Here is a 24,768-nt window from a genome sequence, read left to right as displayed (position 1 = left end):
GAAGTACAAGATATATTTAACGATTCTGGTTTTAACTAATCGGTATTTAGCGTATTGACAGTCGCTGGTTGTAATATCAGGCAGCTACTCTCTATTTGTTTTTCATTGGATATATCACAAGTATCTGCAACATTTTGTGCCTTTATCGTAATATAATTTCCTTCCTTCCATCGCTCTAACAGGTTGTCATAGTTTTCATCTAACGGGTTTTCAGACTGACCAAGAGGGTGGATAAACAGACTATCATCCAGATCATTTAAATTAATGATATGTCGATAACTCGCACCTTCAACTTGAGTAAATGAGTGATCATAGCCGCCATCATTGATTGTCTGATTACCACCGGCGGTACTCACCTGACGGTTGAAAATATCCTTAAGGAGCGGTACGTCACCAAAGACACTGTTCTTAAAGCTGGCAAGGTGAATCTTGCCCCAGTGCCAGTTTTCGGGTGTATTTCCTTTATCATCGATGAGCTTTTGCATCGCGACTTGTAAACTATTTTGCAAGAACGTATCACAACCGGAGAACCCGGCTTTTTGACAATACTGACCGTTTTGGCTTAATTGTGAAAAAATGAATAATGGCTCGTCTGAATCAGACTGATATTTGCTCGGATAAAGGCGATTTATCTCTCTGTCCCAATAGGCAAAAATGCTGGCAGCAATACTATTCTCAGTCATCTGCCCATCCCAACTTGTGAGGTATTCGAGTCCTCTTTCGCTATCTTTATTTAACGGTTTTGTCGCCAGAAGGATAGGGCGGAGTTGGAGCCAGATTTCATTTTTAACATCATTCTGAATATCAATATTATCTTTCATTGATAATTTTGATTTAGATGAAATTAACTCGATGATTCTTTCTACCCGATATGGGGCAGCCATCCATCTTAAATCGATTTGATATGGGTAACTGTCTGGTGCTGCTTTATTATTAGCAGAAGCAATAAAGCCGGTTTTCGGATTATAGCTTTGTGGTAATTGATCGAAAGGAATATAGCCTTGCCAGCCTTGCCAAGACTGACTTGAAACAAGCCCATAGGCAGTTTGGGTACGTAGCGGAACCTTTCCGGCCAGTTTATAACCGATATTCCCCTCTGTATCTGCATAAACAAAGTTTTGCGCTGGTGTCACATATGTACTGAGTGCTTTCAGAAAGTCTTGCCAGTTGCGGGCATAATTCATTTCAATGAAGCTGCCCACCGTGACATCCGTGTCCATTAATGCTGACCACTGAATGGAAATATATTTGTTATCTTGATTTGATGGCAAATCAATGTAGTCATTAATAATTGGACCATTCTTAGTGCTGAGCACCTGATATTTGACGTCTTCTTCACCTTTTACTTTGATGACTTCATCTCGTGAGAAAATATTATTATTGCCATCTTCAACAATTAACTCTAAATCATTAGGATTGACATTCGTTGATCCCCATGCGATGTGATCATTATGGCCTTCAATCACTCCGGGGACTCCGGGTATCGTTGCACCTGTGACGTGTAGGGTCGGCCCTTTGATCTCGGCAAGGTAGAATAAGGATGGCGAAGATAACCCCAGATGTAGATCATTGGCTAATATAGGTTTGCCTGTGGATGTTTTTGAACCGGATAAAACCCAATTATTCGAGCCCTTTGTATGATTCGGAAATAAGTTAGTTACTTTTTTTACTGCAGCTGAAGATGCAAAAATACTGTCGGTATCCGCTGAGTTTTGAGAGATGGATTGATGGCTATCAACAGAATCTTTATCGCTGAATGTGATCTGTCTGAGATCTGACTCTGACATAATTGTCGGACCTGAATCAGGATACTTTGGATGCAAAACCGGGATCATCGCTTCACCTAAATCATTCATGATCTCCTGATTTTTTAACTTCTCACTCCAAGTGGACTGTAGATTGTAGGCCAACATTTTCTGCCATGCGATACTGTCTGTTTCGGACCATCTCTGCGGCTTAAAGCCAAAGATTTGAAATTCTATTGGCAGTTTCTGTTGCGCTATGAATGCATTGACACCTTGTGTATAACTCACAATGAGTGCTTTCTGTTTCGGGGTGAACTTCGGCCATGACTGTTCCGCTGAGCGATAAAATCCCCAAGTGCGCATAAATTTATCAGTTTCTACGGTGTCGGCACCGAACACTTCACTGAGTTGCCCTTTAACCGTTAAACGTTGCAGCTCCATTTGCCAGAATCTATCTTGTGCATGTAAATAACCTAATGCATAAAACGCATCGGCATCTGAAGCCAAAGCATCGATATGTGGTATACCATAATTGTCACGAAAGACGACAACCGGCCCGTCTAATCCGTTTAATTTGACAGTTCCCGTTCGCTGACTCTCTGTTTGGCTGAGCATATAATATAAGGACGCTAAAATTAGTCCTGATATTAAAAATAACATGTAGAAAATAAATTTTTTAGATTTTATCAGATTCACTTTTTCACCCATATTGAATTCGTTCGTATCATATCTTTACGGCTAAATATTTAGTGTTTAAAAGAGGCCAGTTGCTCATTAAATGGGATTGTTCGACGGTCTATATCAATCTTCATCCGATGCATCCAAAAAGAGTCCATACGAAGCGCATCACTCGCATGAGCAAGCTGGGCTCTGCAACTTTTAAAACCGGGGCCATTGCCATATTCCAAATGATCAGACCAGGTTAACGGGGTATTTTTTTGATCCTCAATGGTCGGTGCAAGTTCCCATACCGAGTCATTCCCCGACATTTCATTTTCTAATGATGCTCTGATTTTATCTCCAATTTTAAAGTGAGCTTCCCGGAATGGAATTTGATATTCCTTGACCAGATGTTCGCATATATATGTGGCGCAGGTTACATGCTTAATAGCAGATGACGTTGTATTCGTTGTATTCACTGTTAAATATTCGATATGTTTTTGCATGACTTTAAGTGATTTATTACATTGAAATATACTTTCGTGGAAGGGAATGATCGCTTCCGTGCCAACTTCTACCGAGTTAGAAAATGGGGTTTTCTGCATCGTGTTAAACATTTTTGCTTGATTCGATATGATCGATGCACAATATCCTTTTACTTTTTCCAACAAATATGGATTCTTTTTTTGGGGCATCATTGAAGAACTGCCACATAATGAATCTGGCAATTCAATAAAAGAAAATTCATTTGTCGTCCAAATATGGAAGTCAGTGGCAAGACGACTGATGGTAACGGCAATCGTGCTCAGGGTGTTTTGGATCCGCAGAGCGATATCGCGATTTGCGATTGCATCCAATGCATTTTTAGCAACAGATTGAAATCCTAATGCATGAGCGACTTCGGTTGGATTAATCGGGAGTGTTGTTCCTGCACAGGCACCACTTCCCATCGGACACGTTAACAAATCCACAAAGTGATGTTTCAATTCAGCCATGTCGCGGGATAGAACCTGATCAAGCCCTAAGTAATAGAAGGCTAAATTGCTTGGTAATGCGGTTTGATACTGGCTGTAAATCGGGAAAACAGTGGATAAGTTCTCTTGCGCTTGACGCAGCAAAGTAGCACGAAATAACCAGAGTGATTCAAAGATTTCTATCGTGAACTGGCGTGCAGTCAATTTGAACAATGTCGCATTAATATCATTACGGGAGCGACCGGTATGAATTTTGCCAGCAATATCAATCCCTAATTTCTCAATTAAGTAATTTTCGTAAATCAGATATGTACCGCGTGCAGAAACGAACGATTTCAGCTGCGCGAAATCATGTTTCTGTAAATCAGATATTTCAGCCAATATTTTCCGGGTTGCTTCGTTGGACAAAAACCCCTGATTAAATAACATCATGACATGTGCTGAATCAATCCATGACAAATGCCGGTACTCTTCAGATAAATCATGTCGGGGGTAGCGTTGGGCAATCAGCTGATGTAGTTCTTCATCCAGCGCGGCGGCTAATCGACCGGTGTTTTTCAGCGCTGAATCCGTTATTGCTGAATCATGACTAAAGACAACGTCAGCATTGCCTATCTCATTTTCAGCCTGATTGATCGCGGCTTGATTCTGAGTCGCAGTGGTAATCACAAAACCTAAACGGTCACTGAAATCATGGGCTAAAGAGATATATGAACCCAACGGTTTTGTGATGCGTATGGCACTGTCTGCTGGCTTCACCAAGTCTGTGAAGTAACCATTTTGCCTGGCAATGATAAACCGAATACAAGCGTGCAAATGATGTTGACTCTGTAGTTGAGTCGGCCTGCCGGTATATAGGCGCAGTGTTTGTAACACCAGGTCTAACCCGGTCGCCTGCTTAATCAGTTCGGGGATCATTCCCCCGGCCAATCTGGGATTAATTTCAATGAGGTAAGGGGTGTTATGCCGTACCCGGATTTCAGTGTGAGCGGGGCCAAAGTGATAATCTATTGCACTGAGAGCATTGATAACCAGTGCTTCGATTTTGGCACTGAGCTGAGGATCAATTTCAGCGGGGAACTCGTGGCCGGATTCAATAAAGTAGGGCGGAGACGTAAGATGTTTTTGGGTGATCCCAATAACGTGAGTCGTACCATCCTGAGAAAACGTTTCTACAGAAAATTCCTCGCCTGCAACATATTCCTGTACTAACACACTCTGCTTTGTGGCGGATAGAGGATGGTTGACCGGCTGCGCGAAAATCTTTTCAACGTGTGTCTGAAGTTCCGTTAAGTCATTACAGAGTTTGACAAGTGAACTGCCGGAACCTGATGTCGGTTTGGCAACAACCGGAAACTTAAAATGACCCGAATAGCGATCTAAAGCTTGAACATCACAAATTTCAACCGTATGTGGAACGGCCAGATCAGCCGTATTCAAGATATGACAAAGCTGAGCTTTATTTCTTGCATGGCTCACAGCCGTTGGCGTGTTTGCGGGCAGACCAAACGACTTCGCAAGTTTAGCTGCGGTCTCAATATAGTATTCAGAAGAAGAAAATATACCCACAACATTTGAATATTGGCTGATCAGTTTGAACAAATTATCGTCATCCGTCGTGTTACAAATGACGGGATGGATGAATAATTTGCTCAGAAAGGGATATTTCTCGGGTGTGCTTGTTAAGAAAACAGGCACAAATCCTTCTTTTATCGCTAAATCTACAAACTGTTCACCAGAGCCTGAAGTGTTGCTCTCAATAAATATAATACATTCGTTATTCATGATAACTGAGCTCCAAAACCTCTTCATAAGTTCTGCGTCCCCAGTGAAACGCGCACCATGTACCAGTGGCATCACGAGGGTGATCAACGTGTTGAGGTTTTAATGTCGTGGTCGGGCGATAGAAATCCTGCTGGCTTTTCCATGTTTCGTTGTAGACCGTATCTTGATAGCGATATCCTTCATCAGGAGCGATAAAAACATACTGATTCGCTGGATCTGATTTGGCTTTATAGGCTGCGACTTGATAAGCAGCACCGCTGGTTGGCCCACAGAATAAACAAGCATTTTCTAACAACTCGATTGTGTGGTGGTACGCATCTGAGGCGCAAACCCAATGGATTTCATCGTACAGTGAATGGGATACATTCTTGGGTAAAATCGTATTACCCAGACCGCGTAATTGTCTGACGCCATTGGGTTGTCCGAAGAGGACACTATTAAACGTGTCTACCCCAATTAAAGGTATTCCGGAATGGTAGGTTCTCATACCACGAATGGTGCCACCGGTGGAGCCACCTGAGCCGACAGAACCGACAAGAACTAAGTTTTTCCCCAGTTTTTCTACGATTAAACGCCCTAACGCTTCATATGATTTACCATTATCGGGATTATCATACTGCCGCATCCAGAAGGAATTCGGGTTATCTTGAATGTACTGATGCAGGGCTTTTAATCTTAAATGTTGATATGAACCCGGTATCGACGGATTCGTCACGATAACGATTTCGCCACCGAGTAATTTCAGCTTTCGGTGGAGGTGCTCATCAATCGCCGGATCCCCGAAAATGACGAACTTTAAGCCAAGCTCGCGACAAACCATCGCAACACCTAAAGCGAATGTCCCCGAAGATGTTGCAACAATGGTTGTATTACTTTTTATTTCTCCGCGTTGAATACCTTGTTCAATAATATATCTCGCCGGAAGTATTTTCATGACAGAAAAAACACAAGCATATAAATTTTCTCTGACATGTACTAATTTAGGCATACTAAACGCCATTGAGGAATTTTCAAAAATATCTAATTGTGCAGAAATTTCCATGAGTTACGATCCATATAATTTATCTATTAGAATCAGGCTATAAAAGGGTTCTTATCTCGATGTGATGGTTTTAATCATATTTAATCTTAAATGAGCCCCACCAATGTGAATTCAGTTATTTACATTTTATTACAAGTAATTAAATTTAAGGATATATTTATAACGCCATTTCATACCTGTTCTAACAGACTGAAATTAAATCTGTATCTTCAATCGGTGATGCGCAATAACCTCATGATAATACTTAACAGTTATTCATTAGACAGGAATGGGATGCGAAATTGAATGCTCCTACAGTAGGGATCACCAACATTTGCTAGGAACTATACAGAACAAAAAACACAATTCAAGAGAAATTTTAATCGATAAAAATGTTATTATAAAGCATTAGATTCTTTATTTTTAGCAAAAATATAGTGTTATATTCTGTTTATTGTGATTTTTATAGTTTATAATTCTTATTAATGTGCTCAAGATCATACAAGGCCAAAAAAGTATTATTCCCAGTTGAATAGGCGCAAGATGTGGAATAGTTTAGTGTCAACCGAGCTAGTTTTATTGAGTCAAATTTTATTTTGAAATAATGTAACTTTTAGCCATGATTAGCGATAATTATAGAATTATTCATATTTGAATAAAATAATGTGATTCGCTATCAAGATTACACGTTAATAAATATTACTAACCATATTAAGTGTGGTTGGTGAGTTTTTTTGTGAAAAATAAATTCTGATAATAAAGTGGGACATATGCAATATAATTTTAGGAATGATTGCTTTTGGAATGCTATCCCTGCTTGGGAATATATAGGGCGAGAAGAATTTTCTGACTATAAATGGCAATTAAAGAATTCAATTCATTCATTAGATCGAATTGTAAGCTTATTGTCGAGTATTGTTGATCCGATATTTTTAGCCGATATCAGGAGTGGACTAGAAAAAAGTGCGATGAATATACGGATCACGCCTTATCTTTTTTCACAAATTGATTGGTCAGATCCATACCATGATCCGCTGCGAAAACAGTATCTTCCGCTGGAAAGCGAAATGAAATCGCCTCATCCGTGGAGTGATGATGACAGTCTGGCAGAGAAAAAGAATGGTAAGGGGTCTCTGATTGTTCATCGTTATCCAGACAAAGTGTTATTTCTGCCAATTACTGTTTGTCCTGTTTATTGTATGTACTGTACGAGAAGCCGGCTTGTCGGTGGCTCGACAAAAACCAAAGAAAAGGATATGTATGCCCCGAAGCCCAAAAACTGGACCGAAGCATTTCATTACCTGAGAGAAAATGAAGACATAGAAGATGTGGTCATTTCGGGAGGGGATCTTTATCAGATATCTGCCAAGCATATCGAGTTAATCGGTAAATCATTATTAGATATCCCCAATATACGCAGAGTCAGATTTGCAACCAAGGGGTTAGCTGTTTTACCCATGAAAGTATTGGGTGATCATGACTGGACCAATGCAATTTCTAATGTCGTTGAATATGGACGGGAAAAGGACAAGCAGGTATTTCTTCATACTCATTTTAATCATCCCAAAGAAATTACAGAGTGGACTAGAGAAGCATTATCACTTCTTTTCAAGAAGGGGATTATTGTTCGGAACCAGTCTGTTTTATTAGCGGGGGTGAATGATAACCCGGAAACAATGAAGACGCTTATCAAGTATCTCTCATATATGGGGGTTCAGCCTTATTATATTTATCTTCATGATATGGTTCCCTATTCAGAGCATTTAAGAACATCATTAAAAACAGCCGTTCATATAGAAAAATCTATTCGTGGAAGTACGGCTGGTTTTAATACGCCAACGATTGTTTGTGACTTGTTGATGGGAGGCGGGAAGCGTCAAATTTGTTCTTATGAATACTATGATGAATTATCCGGTATATCTTTATGGAAATCTCCAAACCTCGATCCGGATAAAATTTTCTTTCATTGTGATCCTCTGGATGAACTCAGCAAAGAGGGTCGTGAAATATGGTGCGACAAAAAGAAATTAGACGCTCATAAAGACCTGTTAATTCAAAAAATCAATCAATAGTATTGGATCTTAGCGAGGAATAGATCGTGGAAAAAACGAATGAAAATAATAGCATGGTAAATTGCTTTAATGAATGGGATAAATTAGAAGAAGTTATTGTTGGTATTGCAGATGAATCAATGGTGCCGACATGGCATTCATATATGGGACCGGTATTACCAGAGAAACAGCATGACTTTTTTAAAGAAAATGCAGGTAAGCCGTTTCATCATGAATTAATTCGTAATGCCAATCATGAATTAGATATGTTTGCTCAGTTATTGGCGTCACGAGGTATTGTTGTTCGCCGCCCGACTAACTATGGTTTTGCAAAATCTTACGCAACACCGGACTGGAAGGAAGATAATAGCCTTTATGCCGCGATGCCGCGTGATTTATTGCTTGTGGTGGGTAATGAAATTATTGAATGCCCGATGTCATGGCGCTCCCGATATCATGAAGTGAATGCTTATCGCCCGCTGTTGAAAGAATATTTTGCCTCAGGATGTAAATGGTCAAGCGCCCCTAAACCACAGCTAACTGATGAACTTTACCAAGAGAATTTTGTACCGGGTAAAAAAGGTGAGCGTTTTAAATCTTGTCTTACTGAGTTTGAACCGACTTTTGACGCTGCTGATTTTGTTCGGTGTGGCAAAGATATTTTCGGTCAGTTAAGCCATGTCACGAATCAGAGCGGATTTGATTGGCTAGAGCGGCATTTGGGGGATGAGTATCGTCTTCATCAATTAGAGTTTGACGATCAACATGCTATGCATATTGATACGACATTTATGCCGCTTGCGCCCGGGAAATTATTAGTTCATCCGGACAAAATCCGTACCTTACCGAAACAATTTAAAGATTGGGATATTATTACTGCACCCACGCCATGTTTCCCTGATTCTTACCCACTCCATTTTTCGAGCAAATGGATCAGTATGAATATTTTTATGATTGATGAAAACATCGCAATTGTCGAGCAAGATGAGAAAAGTATCCAAGATACTTTAATGCAGCATGGCATTGATGTGATTACAACACCATTTAAAAACTTCAACGCACTTGGTGGTTCTTTCCACTGTGCCACATTAGATATTCGTCGGCGCGGAAAATTACAATCATATTTCAACTAAATTAAATTCACGGGGTAAAGAATGTTCACATTGACGCGGTCGCAAGAAAATATTTGGATTGATTGTAAGTTAGGTGATGACAACGCTAGCTATAATACATATTTTGTATTTGATATTGTTGGTAAATTTAATAAGGATGCATTAAAAGAAGTATTCTCTTTATTTATCAATCGTTATGAAACAACGCGATCTTATTTTTTAGAAACAGATGGCATGCCATATCGTTATTTGGTCGATCATGTGTCAGTAGAATTCATTGAGAAGGATATTGTTTTCAATGAACAACTTGAAAATATCAGTGAACTTTCAGATATCATCTATTGTCATTTTAATTTAGAAGAATTACCCCTGTTTAAAGCCGGATTTCTCACTATATCAGAGGAGAGGGCTTTATTTGTTGTTAACTTCCATCACATTGTTTCTGATGGATTATCCGGAAAAATTCTGATTGATTTTTTAAACAATGAATATAACCGTATCGTCAATGATACGGTTCCATTCAATGAAACAAATGATTCAATCGATCTGACTCAGGTCTTGGAGATCGAAAAGGAGTTATTTACTCATGAAAAGAATGAGGCAGACAGCGACTACTGGTGTCATTTACTCCAAGATAAGGAACAGGCTCTTGAACTGCCATTCAGAAAGTATAAAGAGCAAGATGAAAAATTTAGTCGATACCATTTCTTCCAGCTTGGTGGAGACTATGTTCAACAAATCAAAAATTACTGTATCACCAACAGAACATCACCATTCATTGTGATGCTGACAGCATACTCGGCAACATTGTCGAGATTTTCTAATGCGAATCAATTTGCCATATTACACCCGGTACAGGTTCGTCGTCCTCAGTATGCTAAATTACCGGGTTGTTTTGTGAACAATATTCCTTTTTGGGTTGATTTGGCAGAAAATGATGATCTGGGTACATTGGTTAAGAAAAATACGCAACAAAGAATCAAATCCAAAAAACATCAGCTGTACACATATACTCAGATTTTAACTGATCTGAGAAATGCCGGTAGCATGACTGACGGTAAAGTGATCAATGTCGGCATCAACGAAGTTGCAATCAGCCAAGTTAAACTGGTGCTGGACGACTGTGAAGTACACAATATTACCCCAGAATTAAATGTGAGTGATCATGATCTCTATCTTGAATATGAATTATCAGATTCCGGGATCGACTTAAGAATTAATTATAAAGAAAGAAAATTAAGTAGTGCCTTGATTAAAAGTTTTACGTCATATTTCAACTATTATCTGGATGCATTGCTTGAAGGAAGCACTGAGAGCCTCATTCAATTAAATGAGCGTTACTATCACAGCCACTTGTCGGATGCTTCAATCATTGGTGGTGAACGTCGTGATGATGATATTTCAGTCATCACGAATGCGATTGATGCCCATGCTGCTGCTTCGCCCGATAAAATCTCACTGATTACAGAGCGGCAACGCTTATCATATGCTGATTTGCAGCAAGAGATCTTAAAAAGAGCGACGGTTTTTCAGCAGTCAGATATTCAGCCAGAAACAGTTGTATCAGTGCTGGTTGCAGATCGGCTTGAGCATATCTTATGTATGCTTGCTTGTTTTAAAATCGGGGCCGTATACCTTCCCTTAAATACCAATCTCCCTCATAAAAAAATCACGGATATTCTTGATTCAAGCACAACTTTCATCATTGCAGATCGACATTCATCTTCGCAAGCGCTGGAATCAAATGGTTATGATGTTATTTATGCTTCAGAGCACGTTGACAGCGTAGATACAGGCAGTTTTCAAACTTATCATCATCGACCAAACGATGGCGCAGCCATTATTTATACATCAGGCACAACCGGTAAACCCAAAGGCATTCAAATTAATCATCAAGGGTTGATGAACTATGTGAATTCAGTCGGCAATCATTATCGTATTTCGAGTCATGATATTGGTTTACAATTTGCCAGTATCGGCCCGGATACCATTCTGGAAGAAGTCCTTGTTCCGTTAAAATTTGGCGCAAGTTTGGTTATTTCTCCTGAAATTCATGACGCCTATCAATCACTCCTTTCACTAGTGGCACGTGAGAAAATCAGTTATCTGACATTGCCCACCGGCTATTTCTCCAGCTTACTTGATTTTGTCATCGATGCTGATTGTCACCATGATTTAGCGACATGTCGTTTGATTAACGTCAGTGGTGAGAAACTCTTCTATCATGTGATCGAAAAATGGGAAAAATGCGGTTTGAATGATATTGAACTATTCAATATCTACGGCCCGAGTGAATCAACGATTGCAGTTTGCTATCACAAAGTCGGGAAGCCAGAGGATTACGCTGAAAAAGATATTCCTATCGGGTTACCGATTGCAAATACTGAATTATATGTATTGGATCAGAACCTGTTACCCGTTCCGCATGATGTTGAAGGTGAGCTTTATATCGGCGGCGATTATATCGCCGATGGTTATTTTAATGATGATGAGTTAACACGGCAGTCTTTTATCAATATCCCGTTGGGTCGGTCTCAGTCACAGCGAGTCTACAAAACTGGTGATATCTGTATTTATTCACAAGACGGGCAGTTATACCATCGCCATCGTCGAGATAACCAGCTAAAAATCAGAGGCTATCGGGTCGAAACCAGTGAAATTGAAAATGTGTTATTGATGGTGCCGGCGATCGATACTGTTGCGGTTGTACCTCATGTTTCCAGTCATCACGAGGTTCAGTTAGTTGCGTATATCGGTTCGCTGGATGATGCGATCGTGAGCCGGGCGAAACAAGTCATTGCGCAACATTTACCATCCTATATGATGCCTGCGCGATTCATTTGTCTGCCAGAATTACCCTTAACAGCATCAATGAAAGTTGATAAGCAGCAGTTATCACAACTGGCGCTGCCCGCTCACTCGTCAGAGAAAGTGTTGCCTGAGAATCAATTGGAAGAAGAAATTCATCATATTTGGTCTCAATTCATGCCACAGGCCGATTTTGGTGTCACCGATGATTTTTTCTATGTCGGTGGTAACTCACTCAAAGCCATTCAAATCGCTTCAAGGCTGACCAAGGCATTTGGTTACGGTATCAAAGTTTCAGATATTCTGAACCTTCCGACCATCCGCGATTTTGCCCGGCAGTTAGAGATTAAACTTCGGCAACATCCTGAATATCCTGTCAATTTATCTGCAGAACATTCGGATATTCGCGACGATCATGCGTTGAGTGCAGCCCAGTTAAATTTATGGTACATCCATCGATATGATCCATTATCACCAGCCTATAATGCGGTTGATTATCTCTGTATCACTGGCGATTTAAATGAGTCATGGTTAGCACAAAGCTTACAGGCAGTTATTGGCAGACATGAGCTTTTGCGCTCAAAATTTTCTGCCACCGATGTGAAACCGACCAGAATTGTTGATGCAGCAATCGATTCTCAATTAACACAATCAGATTACTCGGATTTGAGTGCTGCTGAGGCATCTATTCAAATTGAACAAGCGCTGAGATGGCACAGCCAACAACCCATCAGCTTAGAATCCGGGCCATTGATTCGGGCCCATCTCATTCGAAAATCAAAGACTGAGCATATTCTCATCTTAACGGTACATCATATTGTGACAGATGCGTGGTCGATTGCACTGCTGAGAAAAGAACTGGTTGAGTTTTATCGTTCGTTTGAATCGAATCAACCGGTTAATTTAGAGCCGATTCATAAGCGTTTCGGGGATTATGTTGCGATGGAGAGGTTCGAGTATGAGCAACATCATGGGGAAGCGCTTCAGTTTTGGAAGAGTCATCTGTCCGGAACGATTCCGACGTTACAGTTACCCAATGACAAAGTGCGCCCGGGGCAGCAACAATTTAATGGTCAGTTACACACGTTTACGATCCCGAAAACAACAGAAGCCAAATTGAAGCTTTTCATTAAAAACAACAATACATCCATGTTTGTCGCTTTGTTATCAGCGTATCAGAGTTTTTTACATCGATATTCACAATCACAAGAAGTTATTATCGGCCTGCCAGTCCAGCGCAGGAATGATCCTGAATTTGAAAAAATGATTGGTCTTTTTGTCAATACTTGGATATGCAAGTCAACAATTTCGGATGAAACGTCATTTGCTGAGTTAGTGAAGCAATCGGCCTTGCATACCCGTAATAGTATGGATCATCTGTGTGTCGGTGTGGATGAACTGATTCGGGAACTCAACGTTGAAAGAGATCCCGCACGACATCCGCTTTTCCAAACAATGTTTACGCTGCAAAATGAGCATCATTCTGAGCTTAAAGTCGGAGACCTGACATTTACGGATTATATATTCGATAACAAAATGTCCAGATTTGACATTTTGCTTGCGGTCTATGAGCGTGACCACGATCTATTCGCTGCATTTGAATATGATAGTGATCTATTCAGTGAGGATAGAATTGCTCAATTCAGCCGGCACTTTGTCAATCTGCTCGATTTACTGTTAGAGAACACCGAGGCGCCGATTGAATCTCTGCCGTTGGTGACTGAAAATGAGTACCGGATTTTAATCGATGATCCAAATTCGTCATCAATTAAATACGATAATAACAAAACCTTCATCGAATGCTTTTTATCGCAATGTCAAAAAACGCCGGAGCATATTGCTGCTATCTGTAATCAGTCAAGTATCACCTACTTACAACTTGCTGACAGAGCAAAACAAATTGCAATTATGTTGCATGAGAAAGGATGTCAGCGTGAGAGTCAAATCGGCTTATTGATGGAAAGAAGCATCGATTACCTTGCCGCTATTTTGGGATGTCAAATGGCGGGCTGTTCATTTGTTCCTTTAAATCCTGATGGACATGCAGAAAAAACCGCGTTCATTTTGGAGCAAATTCATGCTGAGATCGTATTTGTCGATGATGACAACGGTTCAGTACTGAACAATATCGATCATCACTGTGAACTGATACCGATTGGCAGAACGCACCATATCGATATATCCGGATTTGATTATACTTGGTTCCCGCGGCTTGGTGATCTGGCCTATACGATTTACACGTCTGGTTCAACAGGGCAGCCCAAAGGGGTAATGATTGAACATGGAGGGATGATTAACCATCTGTACGCCAAATGCTTCGATCTGGATATGGATGAAACTACGATACTGGGGCAGATTGCGGTACAAACATTCGATGTATCGATTTGGCAGTTATTAAGTCCGTTATTGTGCGGTGCAAAATCAGTAATTTTGCAAGGAAACAATGCATGGGAACCAAATCTGTTACTGGCTGATATTCAGAAATTCAATATCTCTTTAATTCAGTCAGTGCCATCCCATTTAAAACTTTTACTAGATGTTCTCGAAAGCACTCCGAACCAATTTGACATCTCTTGCCTGAAACAATTTATCTGTAATGCTGAAGCATTACCGACGGATCTGGTCAAACGATGGTACGCTTTACCATTCAATTGCTTATTGATCAATGCGTATGGCGCAACAGAAATTTCTGATGACAGCATCCATTATAAAATAGTAGATGACCGCCATTTCCATTTGCCGTACATGCCCATTCATCAAAGTTTACCGAATATGAAAACGTTCATATTGGATAAATTCTATAACCCGCTGCCGAAAGGTTTAACCGGTGAGATTTATATCGGTGGTATTGGCGTCGGTCGCGGATATCTCGGCGATCCGAAAAAAACGGCCCGGCAATATGTTCCGAATCCATTCCCTGATTGCCCGGGAAGCCGGATATATCGAACCGGTGACATCGCCAGATATCTGGATGATTATGCAATAGAATTTGTCGGAAGATCGGATTTTCAGCTGAAAGTTCGCGGGCTGCGGGTTGAAGCCGGAGAAGTTGAAACGGTGATTAACAGTTTCGACAAGGTCAGAGAATCAGTGGTTTGTTTAAACAAGAGTGCAGGGCATGAAGCACTGGTTGCCTATTATGTTACTGATAATAAAGAACCGATAGAGACGGCCTTGCTGCTTAATTACTGCCATGAAAAGCTCAGTGATTATATGGTGCCTTCTTACTTTATCCATGTGCCGTATTTTGAATTATCCGACAACGGTAAAGTTGATCGGAAAAAACTGCCGTCAGTTGAGTCACAACATGTATCAGATGGCGCTAATTTTGTCGGCCCGCAAACTGCAACGGAACAGCGCATCGCTGCCATTTGGTGTCATGTTTTTCAATTGAGCGCTATCAGTATCAACGATAACTTTTTTGCGATTGGCGGACACTCGCTGCTGGCGGCTGAAACGATGATTAAAACCCAGCAAGCAACAGGCTTAGAGTTAGCAATCAAAGTATTATTTGAAAACCCAACGATCAAACAACTCTCCGCGTACATTGATTCTGTCTCTCAAGCGCAGCATCAAAACGTTGAACACATCACCGATGCGCTCAAGCCACTCGGTTATCAAAGCCGATTTGAGGTCGCTCCGTGTCAAGTCCCTGAGTGGTTTGCATTTAAGTCAGCACCGGATAGCTCATTATATAATGTCAGTATTTCCAATCTTTTCTTAGACGGAGAATTAAATCGAGATGCCATGATTCATGCATGGAATATGTTTATATCACGGCATCATGTATTGAGTTCCCGGTTTGAATATTGTGACGGTGTTCCTTATCAAATTATCGCTGAACCAGCGGAATTAGATATAGAAACGGTCTTTATTGATCGTACCGATATTGAACCGAACCATCTTGTTGACACCGCCAATGATATTGCTGCCTATTACGGGAATATCTCATTTGATCTTGATAATGGCCCCCTGTTCAGGTTGAAAATCGTTGCTTATCCCGGAGATATATATCAGGTTGTTTTTGTTGTGCATCATATTATTTGGGATGAGACATCAACTATTAATTGCTTGAAAGAAATATCGATGATTTACAACAATGTTGTCAATCATACACATCTCCCTCTGCCAGAAATTGCGTTGCAATATAGTGATTATGCTATCTGGATGAACGGATTAAATAAAGAAGGGCGGATTGAACATCATCGTCAATACTGGCTGAACCAATTTGCTGAGTTACCATCGCCACTTGAATTACCGACCGATTTCCCCCGGCCACCGATTCAAACTTATGATGGTGCAACAGTTGATTTGAATTTCTCGGAAGCATTAACGAAGAAAATCGACTTCACCCTACAAGAAAATAATGTCACTTTATTTATGTTCATGTTGTCGGTTTTAAATACATATTTATATAAAGTGACTGGTCAGGATGACATTGTCATTGGTAGCCCGATAGCCGGCCGTGACAGTGATAGCCTGAAATCTTCAATCGGGCTGTTTGCGACACCATTGCCGATGAGATCGTTTGTCCGGGATAATGTTGCATTTTCGTCATTGTTGAGAGATGTGAAGCAAACATCGCTCGATGCGTTTGAACACCATTATTATCCTTGTAATCAATTGATTGAAGAATTAGATCTGCCAAAGGATCTTTCCAGAACAAAACTATTTTCAATCATGTATGGTGTTCAGAATGATAAAAATGAAGAATTAGATAAATTCCATTTTGACGGGCTCAAAGCATCTTTCGATTCAAGACTAGAGGCGACGGAAGCGCATTCAGCCAGATTCGATCTCACCTTTGTTGTAGACCGATTTGCTGAAGAGATTACTTTCTACTGTATCTATAATACCAATCTGTTCAGGGAAGAGACGATTATAGAAATGATGAATAGCCTCCATCATATTACTGAACAAGCGATCGCCAATATCGATATTCCGATTCAACATATTTCTTTGTTGAGTGAAGCAAATCAGTCTCATATATTATCCGATTTTAATCAAACAGATAATATGATTGATAATACTCATGATTTGGTCTCTGGTGTCAATCATCATGCGCATCATCATCCGGAACAGCTTGCCGTTGTCGATGGAGAGCAACGTTATACTTATTCACAACTTCGCGATCATGCGAATAATTTAGCAAACCATATGGTTGCTTCTGGTGTTAATACCGGTGAATCGATCGTTGTTTTTTTAAATCATGGTGTGCAACCGATTATCGCAATGCTCGCTTGTCATAAAATTGCCTGTCCGTATATACCTGTCAGTGGTGATACCCCCGTTGAGCGACTTTATGATATTTTTGAGATCAGCCATTCAAACTATATGATATCTGAGTCAGGGTTAATCAGCACTTGTGATTTGTCATGTCGTTTATTTGATATCAATAACATTCCGAAAATGTCGGATTCATCAGCGTTTATTGATCGTGAAATATCCGGTGAAGATCTGGCCTATATTATTTTCACCTCTGGTACAACAGGTCGACCAAAAGGCATTCCAATTCAGCACCAAGGATTGGTGAATCTTCTCAGTTCAACTCAACGTCATTATGACTTGGTTGATTCTGATCGTGTATTGCACCTCACGACATTTGCATTCGATGCATCGGTTTTAGAAATTTACTGGCCGCTCTCCCGTGGTGCATCCGTTTATATTCCGGGTCATGCGATTAAAAATAATGTTGCTGAAGTGTATGATTTTATTGATAAAAATTGCATCACCATTTTGCAGATGGTTCCTACGTGGCTGGATACTTATGTTGATTACCTGGCACATGCCGATCTGCACATTGCCGAAAGCGTTCGATTAATCATTTCCGGTGGCGCGCCATTAACTCGCGTGATTCGAGATAAGTGTTTGCGCTTATATGATGGAAGACTCGGCAATCACTATGGCCCGTCTGAAGTCACAGTCGATGCAACACAATTCGATGCAAGGGAAGCATTTGTCGGTGATATTGTCCCCATCGGCCGACCTATCGATAATGCCCGCGTCTATATTTTGGACAAGTATTTGCAGCCTGTTCCGATTGGTATTCCGGGGGAGATCTATGTTCAATCACCGGGTTTAGCGCAGGGGTATCTGGGCGAAGCAGATAAAACTCGTACGTCATTTATCGTAACCGAGATTCAAGGTCAGTCGGTACGTTTATTCAAAACGGGCGATCTGGGGAAATATGACCAATCCGGCACCATTTACTTTTTGGGCCGGGGAGATCGACAGGTTAAACTCGGCGGTAATCGGATTGAGTTAGAAGGGGTCGAAAACGCCCTTGAGCAGCTGCCTTTTGTTTCTGGTGCTGCGGTGAAGTGTTTTAAAAATGAAGCGACCCAAACAATGACAGCCTTTGTCGAGCTACAAAAAAGCATCAATGTGATCAATCATCGCGGCCAGGATTTATACCTGTTTACCGTCAGCCAGCAGCCCGCACAGAAGGCGGTGATGGATGCGATTCATGTTGATATATGGCCTGAATATTTTGCAGGTAGTCATACGCTGAAAGTCTATTGGCCTGAAATTTATCAGTCTTTCCCGGACTATCAGATCACCGTCACAGATGCTGCCGGTAGTCTGATTGCGATAGCCAATACCGTGCCGATTTACTGGTCCGGCAAGGATGAAGATATTCCCATGGGGTGGGATCAGGGCATCCGGCAAGCCATTACCGATCAACACCACCAGCCTAATTGTCTGATGGTTTTAGCCGGTGTGGTTATTTCTGAGCAACAAGGACGAGGATTCAGTCAGTCTTTAGTCACAGCATTTCAGGCACTGGCCAGTAGCCATCACCTCGATTCAATCTTGGTTCCGGTGCGGCCGATCGGCAAAGTCGCTCAGCCAGAGAGTTCATTAGATGAGTGGTCTGAATATCGCAGGGACGACGGTAAATTAGTCGATTCTTGGTTACGTGTTCATGAATCGATGGGCGGACGAAAAGCTGCGGTATCAACGCAATCTCAGTATATTGAAGGCAGTATCGAAGACTGGCAGCGGTGGACCGGGCAAACACTGACCAATTCCGGTCATTTCAAGTTGCCACAGACATTACAGCCGGTAACAGTCGATATTGAGCAAGACCGAGCGGTTTATTTTGATCCGTGTATCTGGTTTGAGCATCAGGTAGGGACCAACACATCCTCGACGTTTACACAAATTGATGAGAGACGAATTAAGGCTGAACTCAGTAAAAAGTTACCTTTTTACATGTTACCTCATCAGGTGGTATTTCTGCCTCAACTGCCTCAAACGACAAGCGGAAAAGTAGATATGAGTCGTTTGCAATCTGTCGGATTGAAGTCAGTCGCCAAAGCGCCGGTTACCAATACGCAAATAGCGTTACACGATTTGTGGCGTCAGATATTAAATGTGGAAACAACATTTGGTATCGAGGATGATTTCTTCCTTCTCGGTGGTCAATCGCTACTGGCGGTTTCGTTATTGAGTCAGATTGATACTCAGTTTGGCGTGAAGGTTCCACTGTGTAATTTTTACCTGAACCCGACGATATACGGTTTGGAACAATTGATTACTGAATTTGTTGAGTGAGGCGTAGCTCATGTTTGAAATTCCTTCTGAGCCGTTGATTGATATCCTGTCAGAACCACAGGATTCGAGCGGCCTCTGTCATTTTGGTTCTGGTCAGTCTTGCTGTACATTTGGCGAGTTACTGCAAGGTGCTTTGCCGAATGGACAAGACTTTCTTGTGACGCTCCCGATTCGTCGATACGTGAAAGCGAAGTTTTATCGCGGGGAAGATGGGACGGGATTGCAAGTTTGTCCGCCCCATAAGACTAAGGCGCTGGCTTTGGCACATGCGCTGTTGAGTCGATATCGACTGCCATGCAACGGTTTGCTTGAGATTGAATCGGATATCCCGGAGAGTAAAGGCTTAGCCAGCTCGTCAGCAGACCTTGTTGCGGCGGCCCGAGCGATTACAGACCATCATCACATCCGTATCAGCAATGACGACCTTGCTCATATGTTGTGTCAAATTGAGCCAACCGATGCTGTGATGTATGGTCACTGTGTCGCGTTCCATCAAAATACCGGACATTTAATTGCCGATCTTGGCCCATTACCCAAAATGTCGATTGTTGCTTATGATGAAGGGGGTTGTGTCGATACCGTGGCGCATAAAAAAACGCTTCCCCGGATTGGCTTCACGGAGATGAAGCAATACGAGCATTTATTGGAACGTCTCCAACATGCAGTCAAACAGCGTGATTGCCATGAGATCGGCCATGTCACCACGATGAGTTCTATTTTAAATCAAAGATTCAGACCCAATAAATATCTGAGTTTGTTTATTGATATCTGTGAGCAGCATGGCGGGCTTGGCGTTGCGGTCGCACACAGTGGCACATATATCGGTATTCTTCTCGATGCCAATGATGTGCAGTTGGCCGAAAAGAGGGCAGCCATTGAGAATGCATTAAGCGCCAATGGATTAGCGCCTGAAACGTTTCATACCTAAGGTGACCATATTGATGGTATTGATGACGCCGGAGCGTCCCAAATTGCTGCATCACCATTTTACTTTCCCAGCCTCTGGCACTGAGTTGTGACGCACAATCTGTTTTTCCGATTTCAGAGGCATCGGTACTCAGTGCGCCAGTTCATCTTTCAGAGATGAAAGATGAACCAGAAAATCTTTTTTGTTTGACGGAGTCACGCGTTATCCAGAACCAGCTTTTACGGGCGTCCTGCCCGGAAAAGCTTAACCATTCTTCCTTGAATGGTTTTCTTCGGTGGGTGGTTTGTTTGAGTGAAGTGAAACATGTTTAGAACGAAGCTCAATTGATCGATGATCTCAGGGTGAAAAATCACGGATGATTTTTCAGGATTGCTTGAGCAGGATGCGAATCAATCCGACCCTGATTCGGTGCGCTGAACCCAACCCCTAGGCCTTTTGGGGTACTTTTTCGGCCGTGAAAAAGTATCTGGGGCGCAGTCGGAGATGTGATTGAACAATTTAGTTGGACACTCGAAGTACGCGTGTGTTCGGTAAACTCAAATCAATTTCTAAGACTAGAGAGACTTTGTTATAAATAATTTACTAACTAAATTTCTAATAATTTGATTTGTTCATCATAAATTCTTAGGTAAATAAGAAATATTTATTAATAAATTGACGATAAGGAAGTCTATTTTTTTACTCAACTATAATCATATGGATTTGCAGTTAATCACACATGAAGAACTATATGGGTTATCAATTTATAGATGATTGGTTTTTTGTTCTCAAAATAATGTGGTTAATAACTTGTTAGTCATTATTGCCTTCTTGTAGTGGCTAAATACCATGAAAAGGAATTAAAAATGAACATTTCCGACGCTTTAAAAAAACATGCTCCTCAAATGCAGAAAATGTACAACCACCCCGTTTTTTCTGCTCTGGCAAGTGACTCTAATCAAGCAATCTTACCTGATGTATATAAGGCCAATGTCGCAGCAGTAAATAGCTGTGTATCTAGAGTTTTAGATAGTCAGTTACCAACTCTGCAATTGCCGCCAGATAATTGGTCTGAATTTTGCCAAACCTATACAGAGGCTCAATCAGATGCACTTATATGGGTAAACCAAGTTGTGGCTCGTTTGGATAATGTCCCGGAAGATGTACAAAGCTATAATGGTGATGTTATGGCATTGCTAAAAGATGCGATGGACATGGCAAAGTGCATGATAAATTATCCCGCTCGTCGCACGATGTATGTTTCGATGCTTAATCAAGATTTAACTATGGTTACTAAAAAATTGGACATGGTTCTTGGTTTTGTTCAAGGTACAGTTGATGCTTTAAAAAATTTCCAAAATGTATTGCCAGAAATGGCACAGAAACTTCAGAACCTTGCAAATATGGCAAGTAAAGAAGAAGGCGTTGATCAAAAGAAAATTGCTGAATTGAAAGATGATATAGCAAACTTGAATAAGGAAATTGATAGCTTAACAGCAGCTATTGTTGCATTGGGGATTGCAGATGCAGCGGCTATTGCACTTGGAACCCTTGCCACTGTTGTTGCGTTTCCTGTTGGCGCGGTAGCTTGGCTATTCTGTGCTCCTGCAATTGCGGTTGCAACAACTTATATTGTACTTGATGCAGAAAAGATCAAAGCAGATAAAGCGAAAATTGAAGCCAAAGAAGGCGAAATGGACAAACGAACTCAAGATGTGGCTACATTGCATTTATTAGCTCAGACTTTCCAACAGTTGGCTGATTCTTCAAAAGAAGTACAAGATAATTTAGAACAGATTGTACAAAATTGGAATGGGTTAGTTAATGACCTTTCTGGGAGCATTGCTGATGTTCAAAAAGCTGCTTTAGATTGTGAGAATTGCGATGATCAGGCAATTGTTGATGATTTAGAACAAGCCATTACCTGCTGGAATGATGCTTATGGTGATGCAGGAAACTTAACGATTGAACTAAACCATTCTGATGCCAATATTGAGCTTGGCATGAATCAGGAACAGGTTGAAAAAGCATATAAATCAAGTAATGTGGTAGATATGGTAACGTACTTTAATGAATATTCTCATACTGCCAAATCACAGAAAAAATGATCGTTAAAATATACAGGAAGTTTATTCATAGTTAATAAAGCTCCTATCAATAAGCCGTTCCGCAAGAAGTAATGCCACTCGCTTAAGCGCGAGTGGCATTTTTGTTGTCATCCCTAAACCACCGCCTTGGGCGGTAGTGATTGTCCCTTTGGGCTATTGAGAAGTGCCCATGTTAGAAGTAAACCTCTTATTCACCACAAGTAAGAGGAAACAAAAAACATGGGCGACTATAGAAGTTCATCATATGTCTATTGGCGTTGTAAATACCACATAGTTTGGACGCCGAAATCCAGGTTTAAGATCTTAAAAGGAAATGTAGGTAAGGAGCTTTATCGCTCGATCTATATTTTGTGCAATATGAAAGATTGTGAAGTGTTGAAGTTAAATATTCAGCCGGATCACGTTCACTTGGTAGTGATAGTTCCACCCAAAGTATCTATATCGACGTTAATGGGGATATTGAAAGGTCGTTCAGCAATTATATTGTTTAATAAATTTCCGCATATAAGAAAGAAATTATGGGGCAATCATTTTTGGGCGAGAGGGTATTTTGTTGATACGGTTGGTGTAAATGAAGAAATCATCAGACGGTACGTCAGGCACCAAGACAAGAAAGATCAAGAATATGAGGTGCAGTTAGAGTTGAAGATGAACTAGCAGCGTAGGTATGCCCCCTTTTAGGGGGCTGTAAACCAAATCCGCCTTCTAAGAAGGCGGATTTTTACTTTTCACACTTAAAAAACAAATAAAATCAACAGCTTAAAAACAAGCATTTTTAACAAGGTAAAAAAGGGATTTTCCGACTAACCTTTTGCTGTGACAGGGTTTTTCGTGATAATTTATTGTTCACTGCCGCATAGGCAGCTTAGAAAGGAGTGACACTCAGTGCAATGTCACTCCGATTGATTTCAATCAGCCATTGGCTTACTCATCGAGCATGATTTCTTCTTTCCGCAGATTCATTTCATCAAAGGTAATCAGATTATTGAGGTACAGGAGTACCTCCCGCAGTTCATTTTGATCGACACTGGGGTGGGTATTGGTGATAAGACAATCAATCAGATAGCCGCGAGCAGTCAGGTGTAAATCGAGGTTGGTTTTTGACATGGAAAAGCCTCTTCGAGAATATGGATTGACCCACCACGCAAAGGTTCCAATCTTTAGGTGGTGAACTGAACAAGGTTGGAACAACCGCCTCGAAGTACGGCCAGCATACGCTGCCTTGCCAGCTCACCATAATTTGAGTGAATCAAGGCTACACATAAAAAAACACTGAGACAAGTTCAGCATCATTATGCGCTATCGAGTTTTATCGGTGTTCCAATCCCGACACCATTTTTTCGGTGCCTGTGCAGCGTATGTTGCATCAGGGATGTTGGCGAGTGGTCGTGGTGCGAAACGCGTGCGGTGTTGTTAAATCTCATACTTTTCTAATACTAGGTTGAACATTTTTTTACGAGTGATTTCAAAGTATTGGGGATATTGACCTACGGTCTCACTGTTTATTTTTTCTAGCCTCTGGCACTGAGATATGACGCACATGTTGTTCCCCGGTTTCAGAGACATCGGTGCTCTGTGCGCCAGTCACTCTTGCCAAGATGCAAGAGTCACCAGAAGATCTTTTTTATTTGGCTTGGGCTCACGCTTTCCAGAACCAGCTTTTACGGGCGTCCTGCCCGGAAAAGCTTAATCATTCTTCCGTGAATGGTTTTCTTGGTTGGGTGGTTGATTTGAGTTGGGTGAAACATTTTTAAAAACCGAGTCTTCATGTTACCCCCATTCCAAAAATCACCACTCACTGACAGAACCCCAAATTTGCGCATGCATTATGAGCTTTTTTGAGTATAATTATTGATTTATATGAAATAATATTATCAATAAGTAAGTATTGATAACCAAGAATCGGTAAACAACACACTCAGGCTTTTATGACTCGACTTAAATTTAAACTCACCATCGATGGTGTCAATGATGAGACATTGGTGGTCCGTGACTATCAGGGGATCGAGTCCATCTCATATTCAGTCGATGATCAAGGCC

10 protein-coding genes are annotated in these 24,768 nt (G+C 41.1%); 6 read left to right on the top strand and 4 right to left on the bottom strand.

What is annotated here, in order from left to right; genetic code table 11:
• Positions 1-35: 35 nt before the first annotated feature.
• The 3 genes from AC55NX_RS12610 to AC55NX_RS12600 form a co-directional block, all read right to left on the bottom strand.
• Entirely contained in the window at positions 36-2,360 is a 2,325-nt protein-coding gene (locus tag AC55NX_RS12610; protein WP_496996066.1) for a penicillin acylase family protein, read from the bottom strand.
• 131 nt (positions 2,361-2,491) lie between these two features.
• On the bottom strand, positions 2,492-5,164 hold the full coding sequence (locus tag AC55NX_RS12605; RefSeq protein ID WP_496996065.1) for a lyase family protein: 2,673 nt from the start codon (positions 5,162-5,164) through the stop codon (positions 2,492-2,494).
• The gene (locus AC55NX_RS12600; RefSeq protein WP_496996064.1) at positions 5,157-6,152 is read right to left on the bottom strand and encodes a pyridoxal-phosphate dependent enzyme; all 996 of its coding nucleotides are present in this window, start codon (positions 6,150-6,152) and stop codon (positions 5,157-5,159) included. Before AC55NX_RS12600 ends, AC55NX_RS12605 begins: the two co-directional genes overlap by 8 nt.
• An 803-nt stretch (positions 6,153-6,955) precedes the next feature.
• Between AC55NX_RS12600 and AC55NX_RS12595 the strand changes: the two genes are divergently transcribed.
• From AC55NX_RS12595 to tnpA, 6 genes are all read left to right on the top strand, one after another.
• Entirely contained in the window at positions 6,956-8,257 is a 1,302-nt protein-coding gene (locus AC55NX_RS12595; protein ID WP_496996063.1) for a KamA family radical SAM protein, read from the top strand.
• 26 nt (positions 8,258-8,283) lie between these two features.
• Positions 8,284-9,369, top strand: a complete 1,086-nt coding sequence (locus AC55NX_RS12590; protein ID WP_496996062.1) for a hypothetical protein — start codon at positions 8,284-8,286, stop codon at positions 9,367-9,369.
• 21 nt (positions 9,370-9,390) lie between these two features.
• A complete protein-coding gene (locus AC55NX_RS12585; RefSeq protein WP_496996061.1) occupies positions 9,391-19,713 on the top strand; it encodes a non-ribosomal peptide synthetase in 10,323 nt (3,440 codons plus the stop codon).
• Positions 19,714-19,723: 10 nt separating this feature from the next.
• A complete protein-coding gene (locus AC55NX_RS12580) occupies positions 19,724-20,641 on the top strand; it encodes a GHMP family kinase ATP-binding protein (protein ID WP_496996060.1) in 918 nt (305 codons plus the stop codon).
• Positions 20,642-21,486: 845 nt separating this feature from the next.
• Positions 21,487-22,728: a hypothetical protein gene (locus AC55NX_RS12575; RefSeq protein ID WP_496996059.1), complete on the top strand. Its 1,242-nt coding sequence runs from the start codon at positions 21,487-21,489 to the stop codon at positions 22,726-22,728.
• 219 nt (positions 22,729-22,947) lie between these two features.
• Positions 22,948-23,385, top strand: coding sequence for an IS200/IS605 family transposase (gene tnpA, locus AC55NX_RS12570; RefSeq protein ID WP_077333056.1), 438 nt, complete (start codon positions 22,948-22,950; stop codon positions 23,383-23,385).
• A 267-nt stretch (positions 23,386-23,652) separates the two neighbouring features.
• On the opposite strand, the gene AC55NX_RS12565 is transcribed toward tnpA, so the two are convergent.
• Positions 23,653-23,835 carry a hypothetical protein gene (locus AC55NX_RS12565; RefSeq protein WP_496996058.1) on the bottom strand — a complete coding sequence of 61 codons (183 nt, stop codon included), beginning with the start codon at positions 23,833-23,835 and terminating at the stop codon, positions 23,653-23,655.
• Positions 23,836-24,768: the final 933 nt, after the last annotated feature.

Source organism: Vibrio rubrogenes, assembly GCF_059641415.1.
Note: the sequence above shows the minus strand (reverse complement) of the source record. Positions and strands in the feature narration are given on the sequence as shown.